The sequence below is a fragment of the Sphingobium sp. LSP13-1-1.1 genome (genome assembly GCF_040676415.1).
Classification (GTDB): Bacteria; Pseudomonadota; Alphaproteobacteria; order Sphingomonadales; family Sphingomonadaceae; genus Sphingobium.
Map to the genome: position 1 here is coordinate 40,376 of NZ_JBEGHU010000056.1, position 16,789 is coordinate 57,164.

Below are 16,789 nucleotides of genomic sequence, written 5' to 3' on the forward strand. Positions count from 1 at the left end.
GTTCAACCATTCGCCGCGGCGACGAAGTCCTGGCGCTGCTCGCCCAGGCCCTCGATGCCGAGTGTCACCACGTCGCCCGCCTTCAGATAGCAGGGCTCGGGCTTCTGGCCGAGCCCGACGCCCGGCGGTGTGCCGGTGGTGATGATGTCGCCGGGTTCCAGCGCCATGAACTGCGAACAATAAGCGACGATCTCGGCGATGGGGAATATCATCGTCGCGGTGCTGCCGGTCTGCATCCGCTTGCCGTTGACGTCGAGCCACATCGACAATGCCTGCGGGTCGCCAACCTCGTCGGCGGTGACCAGCCACGGGCCGATCGGCCCGAAGGTCGGGAAGCCCTTGCCCTTGTCCCAGGTGGCGCCGCGCTCGGTCTGCCATTCGCGTTCCGACACGTCGTTGACGACCAGATAGCCGGCGACATGATCCAGCGCCTTGTCGACCGGAACGTCGTGCGCCGGGGTGCCGATGACGATGCCCAGTTCGACCTCCCAATCGGTCTTCTTCGATCCGCGCGGGATCACGACCGGGTCGTTCGGGCCCTGGATGCAGTTCACCCATTTGTTGAACACGACCGGCTCTTCCGGGATCGGCAGGTTCGATTCAGCGGCGTGGTCGGCATAGTTCAGGCCGATCGCGATGAACTTGCGGGTGCCAGTGACCGGCGGACCGTAGCGGACCCCCGCATCGACCAGCGGCAGATCGTCTGCGGAGAGCGCGGCGAGGCGGCGCAGTCCCTCCACCGAGATCGCGGCAGGATCGATGTCGGCGACATGCCCGGACAGGTCGCGGATGCGGCCGGCGGTATCGATCATGCCCGGCTTTTCGTGACCGGTGGTGCCGAAGCGGCAGAGTTTCATGGCTATTCCTTTGTCGAAAAATTGTTGGAAACATTGGCGAGGATGCTGTGGTCGATTGCGGAAACGGCATTGACGCCGGTCAGCGTCATGGCGACCCGCATCTCGTGTGCGAGCATGGCGAGCATCCGCGCAACGCCCGCCTCGCCTTCGGCGGCGAGCGCCCACAGCCATGCCCGGCCGAGCAGCACGCCCTTCGCCCCCAGCGCCAGCAGGCGGACGACATCAAGGCCGGAGCGGACACCGGAATCGGCGAGCACGGTCAACTGGTCGCCTACTGCGGCGGCGATACGCGGCAAAGCGGCGGCGGTCGACATCACGCCATCGAGTTGTCGTCCGCCATGGTTCGACACGACGATGCCGTCCGCGCCGTAATCGGCGGCGGCGCGGGCATCCTCCGGATCGAGGATGCCCTTGATGATGAGCGGCCCGTCCCATTCGGCGCGCAGCCAGTCGAGGTCGTTCCAGCGGATGCCGGGGTCGAAGTTCGCGCCCAGCCAGCCCATGTAATCGTTCAGGCCGCTGGCATTGCCCAGCACTGGCTCCAGATTGCCGAGCCGGTGCGGACGACCACGCAGTCCGACGTCCCATGCCCACCCTGGCTTGCCGATCGCCTGGGCGACGCGCTTCATTGCGGCGCCCGGCCCCGACATCCCCGAATGCGCGTCGCGATAACGGATGCCGGGTATGGGCATGTCGACGGTAAACACCAGCGCCTGCGCGCCCGCTTCTTTCGCCCGCGCCAGAAGTTCCCGCATGAAGCCGCGGTCGCGGATGACGTAGAGTTGGAACCACAACGGCCCGTCCGACGCCGCCCCGCGCAGTTCCTTCATGCTGCAAATGCCGACGGTCGACAGCGTGAAGGGCACGCCGTGCCGATGGGCTCCCCGCGCCGCCTGCGTTTCGCCGCGTCGGCGGAACATGCCGGCGATGCCGATCGGACCCAGTACCACCGGCAGCGGCTGCTCGCGACCGAACAGCGTCGTGCGCAGGTCGAGCGCGGCCACGTCCTGCAACACGCGCTGGCGCAGCACCGTGGCGTGCAGGTCGTCGACGTTGCGGCGGCAGGTGACCTCCGAAAAGGCGGCCCCATCGGCATAGTCGAACAGGAAACGCGGCAGCCGCCGCCGGGCGGCGGTGCGGAAGTCGTCGATGGAGGCGATGATCGTCATCGGGCGGCTCAGGCCATCGTCCAGCCGCCATCGATCGCCATCAGGCTCCCGGTGATATAGCTGCTTTCGTCGGAGGCGAGATAGAGGGCCAGTGCGGCAATCTCTTCAGCGGTGCCGATCCGCCCCATCGGCTGGCGCGCAATGAAGGCCGCGCGCGCAGCCTCGGCATCGCCGGTCGCCGCGAGCCGCTGGTCGAGTGACGGAGACTGCACGGTGCCAGGGCAGATCGCGTTGCAGCGGACGCCGTGCCGCACATAATCCACGGCCACCGATCTGGTCAGCCCGCCCAGCGCGCCCTTGGACACGCAATAGGCGAAGCGGTCAGGAACGCCGATCATCGCCCCCGCCACCGACGCGACGTTGACGATGGACCCGCCACCCGCGGCGATCATGCCGGGCAGGAAGGTGCGGATCATCCGCATCGCGGCATCGACGTTGAGGTCGAACGACAGGCGATAGCCCCGTTCCCCGGTGGAGAGCAGGTCGCCGGCATCGACATAGCCCGCGCAATTGACCAGCACGTCGATCGTCCCGACCTCCGTGCCCAAGGCGTCGACCGCCACGGCGTCGAGCAGGTCGACCACCTTCGTCCGGCACCCGGCCAGCGTCGCCAGCGCCTCCGCCTGCACGTCCAGTGCGATCACCTCCGCGCCTTCGCGCAGGAACAATTCCACCGTCGCGCGGCCAATCCCCTGCGCCGCCCCGGTCACGAGGGCGCGCTTGCCCGCCAGTCTGTTCATATCCTGTCCTCATTCGATAGATGATCACTCTGCCGGAAGACGCGATGCGCCACCGGCCAGGGTTCGCCATCGGCAAATGGCGCCCGTTGAAGCTCGGCCATGCGGGCCTGCCATGCGATCAGCTGGGGATGATCGCGCTCGATCCGCCGCAATCCCTCCGCGTCGAAATCCTCGGCCAGCGTCAGGATCATGACCAGACGGTGGCCGGCCCGGAAGATCTCCATCTCGACGATGCCATGACGATGCTGCGCCTCGACGACGGCAACCGGCGTCCGGCCCACGCGATGCGCATCGTCATAGGCGGCGATCGCCGCGGCATCGGTGGCGAGGTCCATGATGCGGACCACCCGGTGCGTTCCCATCGCTCAGCCCTTCATGCCGTAGAATGCGGCCGCCGCACCGCGAAACAGGCGATCCCGCGCCGGCCCGTGCAGGCCGGTGAGCCGGTCGGCATCCGCCACCCATTGCGCGAAATCGTCCCCCGACAGGCGCAGCACCGGCCAGTCGCTGCCCCACATCAACCGATCGCCGAAGCATGCGAGCAGATGGTCGACATAGGGGCGCAGTTGGTCCGCCGGAGCGCCGGCCACCTGTTCGGTGCGCAGGCCCGACAGCTTGCACCATGCGCCGCGATCGGCGAGCGCGGCGATCTGCGTCCGCCACGGATCGATCCTGTCTTGGGCGATGAAGGGCTTTGCCGCATGGTCGATCACGACCGGAAGATCCGGCCAGCGATCCATGAAACGCGCCAGCATCGGCAGATGCCGGGGCTGCACGAGCGCATCGAAGCGCAGGCCGTGCCGCAGCATCGCCGCGATGGCGGGCTCCAGCGCCGGGTCGAGCAGCCAGTCGGTGGCGGCGATGGACTGCAGCATCGGCCGCAACCCGCGCAGCCTGGGCGCGGTCGCGAGCGTGGCGATCCTGCCCGGTGCCTGCGGTGACGCGAGATCGACCCATCCGACGACGGCACCGACGACAGGACTCGTCTCCGCCACGGCCAGCATCCAGTCGGTATCGGCGTCGGTCGGCTGCGACTGGACCAAGACGCTGGCGGCCAGCCGGACATCGCCCGTCGCGGCGATCAGGTCGTCCATCGCGAAATCACGATGAATCGACGGTTCCGCGACGGTCGGCCACTGGTGCCCGGGCGTGTCGAGCGCCCAGAGGTGATGGTGCGCGTCGATCACCTGCATGGTATCACGCCATACCGAGGATCCGTTGCAGCGCCTGCTGAAAATGGCCGGCGAGCGCCGCTTCCGCCGCGTCCGCATCGCGGTTCGCGCACGCCTCCAGAATGTCGAGATGCTCGCGCAGCGTACGCAGCGCCAATGGTCTCGTCACCAGCCGGTCGAGCCGAACGAGCGTCACGTAATTCTTCAGTCGTCGCGCGGTCATTTCGATCAGCGAGTTGCGCAACGACGAGATCAGCGCGCCGTGCAGCTGCTCCTCCAGCAACCCCAGCCGATCCTCCTCGGCCGGACCCAGGTCGTGACGCTCCAGATCCGCGATCAGATCGCGATGCGCCGCGATCATCTCCGCGATCTCCGCCGCATCGCCCGTTTCCGCGAAAGCCCGTGCCCCCGCCCGCTCGATCAGCGAGCGGAACTGGTAGGTCGATCGCGACAGTTCCAGATCTGCCTTGACGAAGCGGATACAGGATCGCGCGTGAATCGTGACCAGGCCCTCCGTCTCCAACGTTCGCAACGCGTCGCGCAGCGGCTGGATGGTGAGGCCGAGCAATCGCATCAGTTCGTTCTGCGACAATTCGGCACCGACCGGGATGGTTCTGTCGAACAAGCCCTGAAGGATCGCACGATAGGCCTTTTCGGCCAGCGGCGGTTCGTTTCCTCTCTCGCCGACGGATTTCTCGCTGGCAGGGGGATCGGTCGCCGACACGGCGCTGATTTTCGAACGTGGCATAGTCAGACGAAATGGCCTCATCACCGGGACGGGTCAACCGCAAAGCCTTTCGGCAGGATAGCGAAGCGCCGCTCATCGCACCGACCGGATCGGCAACACGAGACACGCACCCGCCAGCACGAACGCCCCCGCGACGACGAACAGCAGCGGATAATCGTTGCCGGTCGCGCTGAGCAGCGTCGCAGCGAGCACCGGGCTGAGGATTTGCGGGACGTTCACCGCGGTGGTCAGGATGCCGAGATCCTTGCCCGTATCATCACCGCCTTCGCTGGCCGGCAGCACCTGCGTCATCAATGCGAGGTCGACCGACATGAAGGCACCATAGCCGAGTCCGATCAGCACCGCATAGGCGAACATGCCGGCGGCGTTGGGCTGCACCAGTGGGGCGACGACCGCCAGCGCCATGATGATACCAGCGGCGAAGACCAGCGGCTTGCGGCGCTGCCAGCGATCCGACAACCAGCCGGAGGCGAGGCCGGAGATGACCAGCGCGACGAACGTTACGGACGACAGCCGCGCGATGGTGGTATTTGCGTCGCTCTGGCTCAACCCGATGTGATCCTGAAGGATATAGAGCAGGTACGTGACGATCGCCTGATAGCCCATGTAGATCGTGAAGCGCCCGAGGAACGCCCATGCGAAATCGGGATGTTCGCGCGGGTCGATCCAGAAGGAGCGCAGGAACGCGCCGAGGCGAAACGGCGAGGCCGGCGGCAGCGTTTCGCGCGGTTCCGGGTTGAGCGCCACGAACGACAGGCAGGCGAGGATGATCGCACCGCCCAGCAGGCCGTAAGCGAGCCGCAGATCATGAGCGAGCAGTCCGCCGTAGATCGTGCCGGCGGAAATGCCGGCCGTCATCGCCGCGCCGACCACGCCCGACACGAAGCCGCGCTCCTCCACCGCGAACCGGTCGGCGACGATGGTCGTGATCGCCGGCTGCATCGAATTGAGGCTGATCGCCGCCACGACCCAGAGGGCCGTCACCGCGACGATGCCCGATCCGTAAGGCACCATGATGATGGCGCCGCCGCCGATCAGCGCGCCGATGACGATCCACGGTGTGCGTCGCCCGAACTGGCTTCGCGTTCGGTCCGAGAAGGCGCCGGCCATTGGCGTTGCCAGCGTGCTGAAGACGGACGTGATCGCGAACACCACGCCCAGCGTCTTCGTCTTGGTGGCGGGCGAGATATCCTGGATCTGGTTGGGCAGCAGCACGCCCAGCACCGCGGCATACAGCGTCAGCAGCACGAAGAAGACGACACCCAGCGACACGATCAGTCGCCAGTCGCGCCGACCGGTCGCCATCGTGCGGGGCGGGGGAGCAAAGGGCGCTGTCATGCCGCTGCCGCCGCAGTCAGTCGCCGGCAATCTTCCTGTGCGGTCGCGCTCAACCGTAAACCGTGCCCAGGCGTATCGCTGCCGAAGATCATGCCGTCGCGGATTGTAAACGTCTTTTCGACCAGATGGTCGAAATTCTGGAAGCTGTATTCCAGCCAGCGCACGCCTGGCAGCGCCAACGCCATGTTGACGCCGATCTCGAGGAAACTGTTGCCCAGCGTCACTTCGACATTCTGCTCGCTGGCCAGCCATCCGGCGCGCATCACGTCCCCGACCTGGGCATGGACGTTGAGCATGTCGCATGCCTGTTGTTCGAGCAGGCGCCGCTTGCCGGACAGGTCGAGATATTCGCCGGCGTTGACCCGGGTGATGCCGGTCCGCCGGATCAGCTTCAGCCCCGCGATATCGTCGCGGGTCACGGGATCCTCGACCCAGTAGATGCGGTGCCCCGCGCGCTCGAACGTCTGCAGGGCGTCGATCGCCTGCCCGACGGTCCACGCCTCGTTGGGATCGACCATCACCGGGCGGTCCTGGCCCACCGTCTTGCGCAACAGGTTCAGCCGGTGAACGTCGCGCTCGAGGTCGGGATGGCCGACCTTGATCTTGAAGCCGCGATAGCCGGCTTCCGCGGCGTTGCCGAACAGCTCGACGAAAGCGTGGTCCGACAGATGGAAGTCCAGCCCGCTCGCGTAGACGGGAACGCTTGACCGATCGGCGCCCAGCATCTGCCACAGCGGCAGGCCCTGCTGCTGTGCGAACAGGTCCCAGACCGCCTGTTGGATCGCCTCCTCGAACGGCAGCGACATGCGGCGCACATTGCCGCCGCGTGGACGCCGCACCGCGAGCGCCAGTGCCGCCGGTTCCTGACCATCGAGGGCGGGCCACGCCTGTTCGAGGAAGGTCCGCTCGATCTCCTGCTCGTCGGGAAGGGCGTTGAACAATGATTGCGCGAAGCCGAGGCCGACATGTCCCGCCGAATCGATCAGTTCGATCGCGGCCACATGGATTTCGGTCGTATGCACCTGCGAATCGCCGACCGGTCGATCGCGAGGATAGTGAAAACGGGTAATCCGATATGCCGTAATCCTCATCCCCGTTTGCCTTTCGTCATATCTGATATTTCAGATCTATATTTCAGAGAAATTTTGCGGGCGCAAGCCGATAAATCGATCTCAACGGCCGCGAAACACGCCTAACGGCACAGCGCCGTCACCGACAATAGAGGGGTAATCCCGTCCCGACAGCGGCATTTCGGTCTGAATTATCCTGTATCTTCAACAAAATTCATCCACTGATATATCAAAATATGAATTAGATAATGTTTTTGGCTTGCATGAAATATCGATTGGCTGCATTCACGGCGAACAAGGGCGGCGGTCGACCGATCGCGCAAGAGGGAGAGGATGAATGAAGATCACCCGGATCATGTGCCTGTGCACGGCAGGTGCAATGTCTCTCATGCAGGCGTCGATGGCCTGTGCGCAGGCGGGAGGTGAGGCGACCACGCCGCCCCCCGGCTCGCCGGCACAGCCGCAGGACTCCTCTGATGCCGCAGCTGGCACGGCCCCGGCACAGGCCAGCAATGTCGAGGATATCATCGTCACCGGTTACCGCGCCTCGGCGGAGCGTGCCGTAGCGGTCAAGCGTGAGGCCGCGTCCGTCGTCGAGGCCGTCACCAGCCAGGATCTGGGCCGCTTCAGCGACGTCAACATCGCCGACGTCCTGCAGCGTGTGCCGGGCGTTCAGATCGAACGCAACGACAGCGGCACCGCTGGCGATCGCGCATCGATCCGCGGCCTCGGCCCGGGCTACACGCAAGTCACGATCAACGGCCGCGTGCCGCTGACCGGCGGCAACGAGGGCATCAACTCACTGCGCCAGGTCAATCTCGACGTGCTGCCGACAGAGGTCATTTCGGGCATGCTGGTGTACAAGACACCGACCGCCGACCTGGTCGAAAGCGGCATCGCCGGCGAGATCGACGTCCAGACGCTGAAGCCGCTCGACTATCGCGCGCCCGGTGGCGGCACGTCGTTCGGCAGCCTGACCGTCCGTGCCGACTATGACGACCAGACGAAAAACTTCATTCCCCGGATCAGCGGTGTCGTCGGCACCAAATTGCTCGACAACCGGCTGGGCGTCTATCTGTCGGGCCTGTGGTCGCACGGCGACACTTCCAGCTCCGAACTGTTTTCGCGCTTTGCCACTCGGGATTTGTCGTTCGACGATAATGCCGACGGCAGCATCGACCGTGTCGAGCGCGGCGTGCTGGTGCCCTCGCGCATCACGGCGTCGAAGAACGACGGTAAGATCAGCCGCCTGGCGTTCAGCAGCGGTCTTCAGTTCAAACCGAGCGATCAATGGGAAATCAACGTCGACGGAACCTATTCCAAGTTTCTGAACGAGCAGTTCCGGCCGACCAACGATCTCCAGCTCAATGGCGCCAGCAGCGTCTATGACGGGGTGGCCAGCCCCGGCGGCTATACCGTCCGTGACGGACGGCTGCTCGCATTCGATACGTCGAAGCTCGCCTATGCGGGAGGAACGGGCCCGGGCGTCACGCTCGATCCGCAGCCGCTGAAGTTCTTCAACAACCAGTATGCGATCGTCGCCGGCGGCAACATCAAGTATAACGGCGACGGTTTCCGCGCGAGCGTCGACTATGGCTATTCGAACGGTCGCTATGATCAGGATCTGCGGCTGTTCTTCGGCGGCACCAGCGCGCCGAATCGCAACGTGCAATTTGACGGCGTTCCAATGGTGCCGACGATCACGGGAGTGACCAACGTCGTCACGCCGCCGGGCGGCGTCTTCAACGGCTTCTTCGGGCGCAAATATTTCAACCGTTCGCATGCCCATGCGCTTCGCGGCGACATCGCCTATGACGTGGCACCGGATGTCGTGCTGAAGGCGGGCGCGCGCTATCAGGACACGACCATAAGGCTGCGCAGCACCTCACTGTTCGTGCCGGCTCCCGATGCGGCCACCGGCTTCACTACCGCCATTTCCCAGCAGATGCCCGACGTGATCTTCAACGGGCAGGATGCCGGCTTCCTGACACGCTTCAATTTCGGGGTGCCGATCCCGTTCCTCGATTATCCGGCGGCGGCCAATCTGGTTCCCGCGCTGCGTGACGCGGCGATCGACAAGGAAGACGCGTCCTTCGCCATCACCGCGCATGAAAAGACGACCGCATTCTACGTGCAGGCCGATGGGAATGGCACCTGGGGCAATATGCCGGTCAAGGGCAATGTGGGCGTCCGGGCGGTCTACACCGATCTGACCTCGCGGTCGACGCAGAGCACGACGATCCTCAACGGCCTGAACGCGACGCTCAGCCAGACGCTGACGCCGACCAGCGACACGCATCGCTACTGGGAATTTCTTCCCTCGGCGAACCTCGACCTCAATCCCACCGACCCGCTGCATGTCCGTCTGGCCGTGTCCCGCGTGATGTCGCGCCCGGAATATGAGGATACCGCGCCACGCAACGCGGTCAGCTATTATGATCCCAACGATCCGCGCGTCGATCCCAGCCAGCGCGGCACCGCGACGCTCGGCAATACGAAGCTGAAGCCGCTGACGGCGTGGCAGCTTGACCTGGGGCTGGAATATTACACCCGTGGCGGTGGTGCGCTGTATCTCGGCGGCTTCTACAAGAAGGTCGACGACTTCATCCTGCGTACGGTGACCCTCGACACCACCATTCCGGCACAGGGCGCGACCCGCCTGGACGTGACGCAGCCCGTCAATGCATCGAATGGACGCGTCTATGGTGCCGAAGTCGGGTTGAACCAGCCGTTCAGCTTCCTGCCCGCACCGTGGGACGGGTTCGGCGTGCAGGCGAACTATACCTATATCAACTCGAAGATCACCATCGACAATGCCGCGTCGACCACCTCCTACGGCTTCCCGGGGGCATCGAAGCACAATGCCAACGCGATCGCCTATTATGAGAAGGGGCCGTTCGCGACCCGCGTCGCCTATGCCTATCGGTCGAGCTACTTCCAGGCGCTCGGCGGCGGCAACGATCGTGCTGCGCAACCGACCTTCACCAAGGGATATGGCCAGCTCAACGCGAGCATCTCCTACCGTCCGATCGAGCATCTGGAGCTTAGCGTCACCGGCACCAACCTCACCCGTGCCAATCGTCGCGACTATATCGTCGATCCCGACATGTTCCGCTCGTTCATCCAGCGCAGCCGGACGATCGCCTTCGCCGTACGCGGCTTCTTCTGATCGACCGGACCCTCGCCAGGTTCTTCGGCATCGATATCGGGACGTCCGGCGTCAAAGCCATCGTCATGGATCCATCCGGGAAGACGCCGGGCGAGGGCGTGGGCGAGGGCGTGGGGGTGCTGCCGGTGCAGCGCCCCCGGGGCGCCCGCGCCGGCCAGATGCCTGGTGCCACTCTGCTGGGGGCGGACGACCGTCCGCTCCTATTTGCCTGCAATCGGGCACAGGTGGCCCCACGCCCCTGAGTGAAATTGCCATCCGCGCGGCTCCATACTGCGCGCATATAGCCACGCTCCGCCGGAAGGGCTCGATGCTCCGCCTCATCCCCCCTCAGACGCGGCAATCGCGGCATGGGGCGAGGTTTCTGCATCAGATGCGCAGGCAAGATGAAGGATCCCTCGACATTCTGGAGGGGACGATATCGTCGGGCCCAACACTTTCACAACGCCGCGTTTTTCTGTAGACTGCGGCAAACGGTTATTATCCGAAGGCGACTCGTAAGGTCGACAAGCCGTTCGACCGGAGCCGCCTCACCATTGGTGGGAGAGGGCCTGTGCCGATTGCGGTCGCCATCGCCTTGCTGGTGTTTGGTTCGGTCGCCTTCCACTTGTTCAGTCCATGGTGGCGGACACCGATCGCGACCAATTGGGGTTCGATAGACTCCGCGCTCGACGTTACGCTGTGGATTTGCGCGGCGGCATTCGTCCTTCTCAACCTCTTCCTGGCCTGGGCGCTGGTGCGATATCGGCACCGGCCCGGACACCGCGCCCATTATGAACCGGAAAATAGTCGGCTCGAAAAACGGCTGACCTTCTGGACGGCAATCGGCATCGCCGGGATGTTGGCGCCAGGACTGGCTGCCTGGGGCAAATATGTATCGGTGCCCAAGGGGGCAACGATCATCGAGGCGGTGGGGCAGCAATGGCAATGGTCGTTCCGCTATCCGGGTCCCGATGGCGTTCTGGGCGCCGCAGCGGTCAAATATGTGACGCCGGACAATGTGCTGGGGCTCGATCCGCTCGACCCCTATGGTCGCGACGACCTGCTGGTCGAAACGGGCGACCTGCATCTACCCGTGGGCAAGCCGGTGAAGATCCTGCTGCGTTCCAAGGACGTGCTGCACGATTTCTATGTACCCGAATTCCGCGCCAAGATGGATCTGGTGCCGGGCATCGTCACCTATTTCTGGATGACACCCACGAAGACGGGGACGTTCGATATACTCTGCGCCGAACTGTGCGGCACGGGCCATCATGAAATGCGCGGCAAGGTGGTGGTCGATTCGCCCAGGGCCTTCGCCGCGTGGCAGGCGCAACAGAGCAGCTTCGGGCAGATACTGGCCGAGACGCCTCCAGCCGCCATGTCGATCCTGCTGATCAAGGCGAACGCCTGTTCAGTCCCCGCCTCCTGGAGCATTCGCTGATGGCTACCACCCTGGCCGACGATCTGCGCCCGCTGCATCATCCGCATAGTTGGGTCACCCGCTATGTCTGGAGCCAGGATCACAAGGTCATCGCCATCCAATATAGCGTGACCGCGATCAGCATCGGGCTCGTGGCGCTGGTCCTTTCGGCGCTCATGCGGCTGCAATTGGGCTTTCCGGGGGCCTTCCCGGCGATCCAGCCGGACAATTACCTGCAGTTCGTGTCGATGCACGGCATGATCATGGTCGTTTATCTGCTCACGGCCCTGCTGCTCGGCGGCTTTGGCAATTATCTGATTCCGTTGATGATCGGTGCGCGGGATATGGTCTTCCCCTTCGTCAACATGCTCAGTTACTGGCTGTACCTGCTTTCGGTGATCGTGCTGGTGGCGGGTTTCTTCGTGCCGGGCGGACCGACGGGCGCGGGCTGGACGCTCTATCCGCCGCAAGCGATCAGCGAAGGAACGCCGGGTCACCAATGGGGCATCGTCACCATGCTGGTCAGCCTGGCGATCTTTGTTGCGGCATTCACCATGGGTGGCCTCAACTATGTGACGACGGTGCTGCAGGCGCGGACGCGAGGCATGACGCTGATGCGGATGCCGCTGTCGGTGTGGGGCATTTTCACCGCTTCGGTCATGGGCCTTCTGGCCTTTCCGGCGCTGTTCGTCGCCGCGGTCATGATGCTGTTCGATCGTCTGGCGGGTACCAGCTTCTTCATGCCGGCGATGCAGTCGGCCGGCATGATCACGTCGACACAGGGGGGCAGCCCGCTGCTCTTCCAGCATCTTTTCTGGTTCTTCGGCCATCCGGAGGTCTATATCGTCGCGCTTCCCGCCTTCGGCATCGTGTCCGACCTGATCAGTGTCCATGCGCGGCGCAATATCTTCGGCTATCGCATGATGGTCTGGGCGATCGTCGTGATTGGCGCGCTGAGTTTCCTCGTCTGGGCGCATCATATGTATGTGAGCGGGATGAACCCCTATTTCGGTTTCTTCTTCGCCACATCGACGCTGATCATCGCCATTCCCACCGCGATCAAGGTCTATAACTGGATGCTGACCCTATGGCGCGGCAACATCCATATGCGCGTGCCGATGCTGTTCGCCATCGCCTTTATCTTCACCTTCATCCATGGCGGACTGTCAGGACTGTTCCTGGGCAATGTGAGCGTCGACGTACCCTTGTCGGACACCTTTTTCGTGGTGGCGCATTTCCACATGGTCATGGGCGTGTCGCCGGTTCTGGTAATCTTCGGCGCGATCTATCACTGGTATCCCAAGATTACGGGGCGGATGTGGAACGAGACGCTGGGAAAGCTCCATTTCTGGATCACTTTCCTCGGCGTCTACGCGATCTTCCTGCCGATGCACTACCTTGGCATATTGGGCGTGCCGCGCCGTTATTATGCGCTGGGGCGGGCCGACTTCATCCCGCCATCGGTGCATTTGGCCAACCAGTGGATCAGCATCGCGGCGCTGGCGGTGTTCGCGGCGCAGAGCCTGTTCTTCTTCAACATGATCTGGAGCCTGTTCCGCGGTCCGAAGGCCGATCCCAATCCCTGGGGCGCGGCGAGCCTGGAATGGCAGACGCCCCAGACACCGCCGGCCCATGGCAATTGGGGGCCGAAGCTGCCGGTCGTCTATCGCTGGGCCTATGATTACAGTGTCCCTGGCGCCGAGCGCGACTTCATCCCGCAGACCGAGCCGCGCGCATGAACCTCATCGCGCGCCTTTCCGAACGGAGCTGGGAACCGGCGAGCGACAGGCTGGACCCGTCGCATCGCCCCTCGGCGGGATCGGTCGGGCTGACCCTCTATGCGGTGGTGATGGCCGTCATGTTCTCGCTGCTGGTGGCCGCCTATGTCATGCGCATGGGGCTGCACGCGGCCATGGGTCATGCAGACGACTGGGCCGCGATGCCCGACCCGCCATTGCTGTGGATCAACAGCGCAGTGCTGGTCATGAGCAGCATTGCCTGGGAAATGGCCCGGCGAGCCGCGATCCGGGGCCGGGCGAGCATGGCGTCGCTCGCGGGCGGGGTGCTGGGGCTATGCTTCCTCGGCGGACAGTGGATGCTGTGGCGTCATTATCAGGCGGCGGGCTATTATCTGGCGACGAATCCGGCCAACGCCTTCTTCTATCTGCTGACCGCGCTGCATGGGCTGCATATCATCGGCGGGCTTGGCGCCGCGGGCTGGGTGCTGGCCTCGCGGAACCCGGGCCAGGTGCGACTGTGCGCGCTCTACTGGCATCTGCTGTTGCTCATCTGGATATTGATCGCCGTCTTGCTGCTGCTGACTTGAGGTTGTTGCGCCATGCTCCAGACCACGCAGGATCGTAGAGACAGGGAAGTCATCACCCCAGCCCTGCGCGAGATCGCGGCCGACTGGTCGGCGGATCAGGAGGTGTTTCGCCATACCCATTGGGGCAAGGCGATGATGTGGATCTTTTTGCTGTCGGATACCTTCATCTTCTCCTGCTTCCTGACCGGCTACATGACAATGCGCGCTTCGGCCGTGCTGCCCTGGCCCAACACGGCCGAGGTTTTCGCGCTCAACATCGGCGGACAGGACATTCCGCTCGTCCTGATCGCGATCATGACCTTCGCGCTCATCAGTTCCAGCGGCACGATGGCCATGGCCGTGAATTTCGGTTACCGGCGCGACCGCCGCAGAACGGCGGGGCTCATGCTGCTGACCGCGCTGTTCGGCCTCACCTTCCTCTCCATGCAGGCGTTCGAGTGGAGCAAGCTGATCTTCGAAGAGGGGGTGCGGCCCTGGTACAACCCCATGGGCGCGCCGCAATTCGGTGCCTCCTTCTTCATGATCACCGGCTTTCACGGACTGCATGTGACCTGTGGGGTCATCCTGTTGCTGATCATCGCGTCGAAGGTCGCGCGCGGCGATTATGATCGCACGGGCGATTATAGCGCGGTCGAGATTGCGGGACTCTACTGGCATTTCGTCGATCTCGTCTGGGTCTTCATCTTCGCATTCTTCTACCTGTGGTGAGCTCCATGAAGCAGGATCTGTCCAATGCCGATGTCGGGGCTGTGCATGAAGGGGTGGATCATCCGATCAGCCTTTATCTGAAGGTCTGGGGCTATCTTTTCCTGCTCAGCACCCTTTCCTATCTGGTTGACTACATGCATGTGCAGGGGATCGTCCGCTGGACGTTGATCGTGCTGTTCATGTTGCTGAAGGCGGGGCTGATCCTGTCCATATTCATGCATCTCGCATGGGAACGGCTGTCCCTGATCTACGCGATACTGACGCCGCCACTGGTGCTGCTGGTGCTGGTGCGGATCATGACGATCGAGGCGAACTACGCCTTCTGGACAAGGGCGATCTTCATGGGCGGGGGAGGCTGAACCATGGCGCGGATGCGTTGGGTGGTGACGGGGCTGTGTGTCGCGGGGGCCGCGGCGTCGCTCTGGAGCTTCAACTGGTTTTCAGGGCAACTCTATCCGCATGCCAGTGCCGGCGACCTTGCCTACAAGCCTGACGACATGCCGCCGCGCATAGATATGGCATCGGTGCAGCGCGACTGGCCGGCGAGCCTCGATGATCCGGCGGATGGCAATCGGCTGATCGCCTATCACCGCGACATGCGCGGGAAGGTTTCCCTGCCATCGACTGGCGCCGGGACCGGCGCCACCGCCGCCACGCCGCCGGCGGATTTGGGAACGCTGCTCGCCAGTGCTGATCCCAATGCGGGCAAGGCGAAGGCCCAGCTCTGCGCCAGCTGCCACGACTTCAGTCAGGGCGGGCCGAACCGGATCGGCCCCAATCTCTGGGGCGTGGTCGCCCGCCCGGTGGCGAGCCATGCGGGCTTTGCCTATTCGCCCGCGATGAAGGCGCATGGGGGCGCATGGAGCTATGACAAGCTGTTCGAATTCCTTGCCTCGCCGGGGCGGGACGTGCCGGGGACGAAGATGAGCTTTGCCGGGCTCCGCCGGCCCGAGGATCGAGCAGCGGTGATCCGCTATCTGGCGACCTTGGGGAATGGAGCGCCGCCTTTGCCAGCGCCGAAGAGCGCGAACTGAGTTAGGGCACGACGCTTCAGCGCCCATTCGGGCTGCGCTTGTTGAGGCGCAGCCCTTTCCTTCAGAAAAGCGAAGGGCCTGGACAGGCTCAGCCCGAACGGGTTCGGGTTACCGAACCACCGCCCGCGTGTAGAGATGCCAGGTCGCATAGCCCAGCACCGGCAGCACGATGGCAAGCCCGACCAGACCCGGCAGCGCGCCGAGGATCAGCAGCCCGACGACGATCAGTCCCCACATGGCGACCGTCACCGGATTGGCCCAGGCGACCCGTACGGAAGTGCGCAGCGCCACTCCCCAATTGGTCCGCTTGTCGATGATCATGGGAAAGGACACGACGCTGACCGCCAGGGTTATGATTGCGAAGCCGAGGCCGACCAGATTGCCGACGATGATCATCTTCCAGCCCTCGACCGTGCCGAATACCGCGTTCAGGAAGACACCGACCGAACTGACCGCTTGGGGACCGAGCTGGCCGACAGTGGCGTTATAGATGAGCCACGCTGCACCGAGCCAGGCCAGGAACAGCAGGGCGGTGATGCTGGTAAGGTCGAAGAGCGCGGGCGCCGACGGTCCGCGCACCACATCCAGGAAATGCCGCCAGCGACTGTCGAGTCCCTGTTCGCGGCGTCGTGCCAGTTCGTAGAAGCCGCTCGCCAGGGCCGGGCTGAACAGGATGGAGCCGGCGACCAGCGGGAAGAGCAGCGGCAGTATCGACACGCGGCTGGCCATCAATATGGCCATCAGCACCACTGCGGGATAGATGAAACCGATGAAGATCAGGTCGCCCCGCTTGGCCTGGAAATCGTCCCAGCCCTGTTGCAGTGCGATCTTCAGATCAGGCAGTCCGATCCTGCGAATCTCATATTCGTCACGAGACGATGCTTTTTCACCTGGATGAGCAATTGCCATGGCCGCTCTCCCTTTGAAGCTCGCCATGACGAGCGTCCGGCTTGTCCTGCCCTCTGTCGGGACCGGTGCGCGATGCAGTCCATGTTGGAGCCTGCCCAGGGCATCGTCCCGGCATGAGGAAACGCCTCATGGCCAAGGCGAAGAGTACAT

General features: G+C 64.1%; 17 protein-coding genes. 8 read left to right on the forward strand and 9 right to left on the reverse strand.

Features of this window, described 5'->3' with window-relative positions; genetic code table 11:
• Positions 1-2: 2 nt before the first annotated feature.
• The 8 genes from MRBLSP13_RS19120 to MRBLSP13_RS19155 all read right to left on the reverse strand — a co-directional run bounded on the left by MRBLSP13_RS19120 (position 3) and on the right by MRBLSP13_RS19155 (position 7,115).
• A complete protein-coding gene (locus MRBLSP13_RS19120) occupies positions 3-857 on the reverse strand; it encodes a fumarylacetoacetate hydrolase family protein (protein ID WP_363737811.1) in 855 nt (284 codons plus the stop codon).
• 2 nt (positions 858-859) lie between these two features.
• Positions 860-2,026 carry an FMN-dependent L-lactate dehydrogenase LldD gene (gene lldD / locus MRBLSP13_RS19125; protein WP_363756101.1) on the reverse strand — a complete coding sequence of 389 codons (1,167 nt, stop codon included), beginning with the start codon at positions 2,024-2,026 and terminating at the stop codon, positions 860-862.
• 8 nt (positions 2,027-2,034) lie between these two features.
• The gene (locus tag MRBLSP13_RS19130) at positions 2,035-2,766 is read right to left on the reverse strand and encodes an SDR family oxidoreductase (RefSeq protein WP_363737814.1); all 732 of its coding nucleotides are present in this window, start codon (positions 2,764-2,766) and stop codon (positions 2,035-2,037) included.
• Positions 2,763-3,128, reverse strand: coding sequence for an L-rhamnose mutarotase (locus MRBLSP13_RS19135; RefSeq protein ID WP_363756103.1), 366 nt, complete (start codon positions 3,126-3,128; stop codon positions 2,763-2,765). Before MRBLSP13_RS19135 ends, MRBLSP13_RS19130 begins: the two co-directional genes overlap by 4 nt.
• Positions 3,129-3,131: 3 nt before the next feature.
• On the reverse strand, positions 3,132-3,959 hold the full coding sequence (locus MRBLSP13_RS19140; protein WP_363756105.1) for an amidohydrolase family protein: 828 nt from the start codon (positions 3,957-3,959) through the stop codon (positions 3,132-3,134).
• A 4-nt stretch (positions 3,960-3,963) separates the two neighbouring features.
• Positions 3,964-4,686 (reverse strand): GntR family transcriptional regulator, encoded by a 723-nt coding sequence (locus MRBLSP13_RS19145; protein WP_133653172.1) that lies wholly within the window; start codon positions 4,684-4,686, stop codon positions 3,964-3,966.
• 72 nt (positions 4,687-4,758) lie between these two features.
• Positions 4,759-5,991, reverse strand: coding sequence for an MFS transporter (locus MRBLSP13_RS19150; protein WP_363756107.1), 1,233 nt, complete (start codon positions 5,989-5,991; stop codon positions 4,759-4,761).
• A 29-nt stretch (positions 5,992-6,020) separates the two neighbouring features.
• Positions 6,021-7,115, reverse strand: coding sequence for a mandelate racemase/muconate lactonizing enzyme family protein (locus MRBLSP13_RS19155; protein WP_363737821.1), 1,095 nt, complete (start codon positions 7,113-7,115; stop codon positions 6,021-6,023).
• A 316-nt stretch (positions 7,116-7,431) separates the two neighbouring features.
• On the opposite strand from MRBLSP13_RS19155, the gene MRBLSP13_RS19160 reads away from it, so the two are divergent.
• The 8 genes from MRBLSP13_RS19160 (at position 7,432) to MRBLSP13_RS19195 (ending at position 15,730) form a co-directional block, all read left to right on the forward strand.
• Positions 7,432-10,263, forward strand: a complete 2,832-nt coding sequence (locus MRBLSP13_RS19160) for a TonB-dependent receptor (RefSeq protein ID WP_363756109.1) — start codon at positions 7,432-7,434, stop codon at positions 10,261-10,263.
• A 65-nt stretch (positions 10,264-10,328) separates the two neighbouring features.
• On the forward strand, positions 10,329-10,505 hold the full coding sequence (locus MRBLSP13_RS19165; protein ID WP_363737825.1) for a hypothetical protein: 177 nt from the start codon (positions 10,329-10,331) through the stop codon (positions 10,503-10,505).
• A 308-nt stretch (positions 10,506-10,813) separates the two neighbouring features.
• Complete coding sequence (locus tag MRBLSP13_RS19170; protein ID WP_363756111.1) at positions 10,814-11,683, forward strand: cytochrome c oxidase subunit II; 870 nt, start codon at positions 10,814-10,816, stop codon at positions 11,681-11,683.
• A complete protein-coding gene (locus tag MRBLSP13_RS19175; protein ID WP_363756113.1) occupies positions 11,683-13,401 on the forward strand; it encodes a cytochrome c oxidase subunit I in 1,719 nt (572 codons plus the stop codon). Before MRBLSP13_RS19170 ends, MRBLSP13_RS19175 begins: the two co-directional genes overlap by 1 nt.
• A complete protein-coding gene (locus tag MRBLSP13_RS19180; RefSeq protein ID WP_363737829.1) occupies positions 13,398-13,988 on the forward strand; it encodes a cytochrome c oxidase subunit 3 in 591 nt (196 codons plus the stop codon). The genes MRBLSP13_RS19175 and MRBLSP13_RS19180 overlap by 4 nt, the downstream gene beginning before the upstream one ends.
• Positions 13,989-14,000: 12 nt before the next feature.
• Complete coding sequence (locus tag MRBLSP13_RS19185) at positions 14,001-14,696, forward strand: heme-copper oxidase subunit III family protein (protein WP_363737831.1); 696 nt, start codon at positions 14,001-14,003, stop codon at positions 14,694-14,696.
• A gap of 5 nt (positions 14,697-14,701) precedes the next feature.
• Complete coding sequence (locus MRBLSP13_RS19190) at positions 14,702-15,055, forward strand: cytochrome C oxidase subunit IV family protein (RefSeq protein ID WP_363756115.1); 354 nt, start codon at positions 14,702-14,704, stop codon at positions 15,053-15,055.
• Positions 15,056-15,058: 3 nt separating this feature from the next.
• Positions 15,059-15,730, forward strand: a complete 672-nt coding sequence (locus MRBLSP13_RS19195; protein ID WP_363756117.1) for a c-type cytochrome — start codon at positions 15,059-15,061, stop codon at positions 15,728-15,730.
• A gap of 108 nt (positions 15,731-15,838) precedes the next feature.
• Here the strand turns inward: MRBLSP13_RS19195 and MRBLSP13_RS19200 are convergent, their stop codons facing one another.
• A complete protein-coding gene (locus MRBLSP13_RS19200; RefSeq protein ID WP_363737836.1) occupies positions 15,839-16,639 on the reverse strand; it encodes a DUF2189 domain-containing protein in 801 nt (266 codons plus the stop codon).
• Positions 16,640-16,789 lie beyond the last annotated feature (150 nt).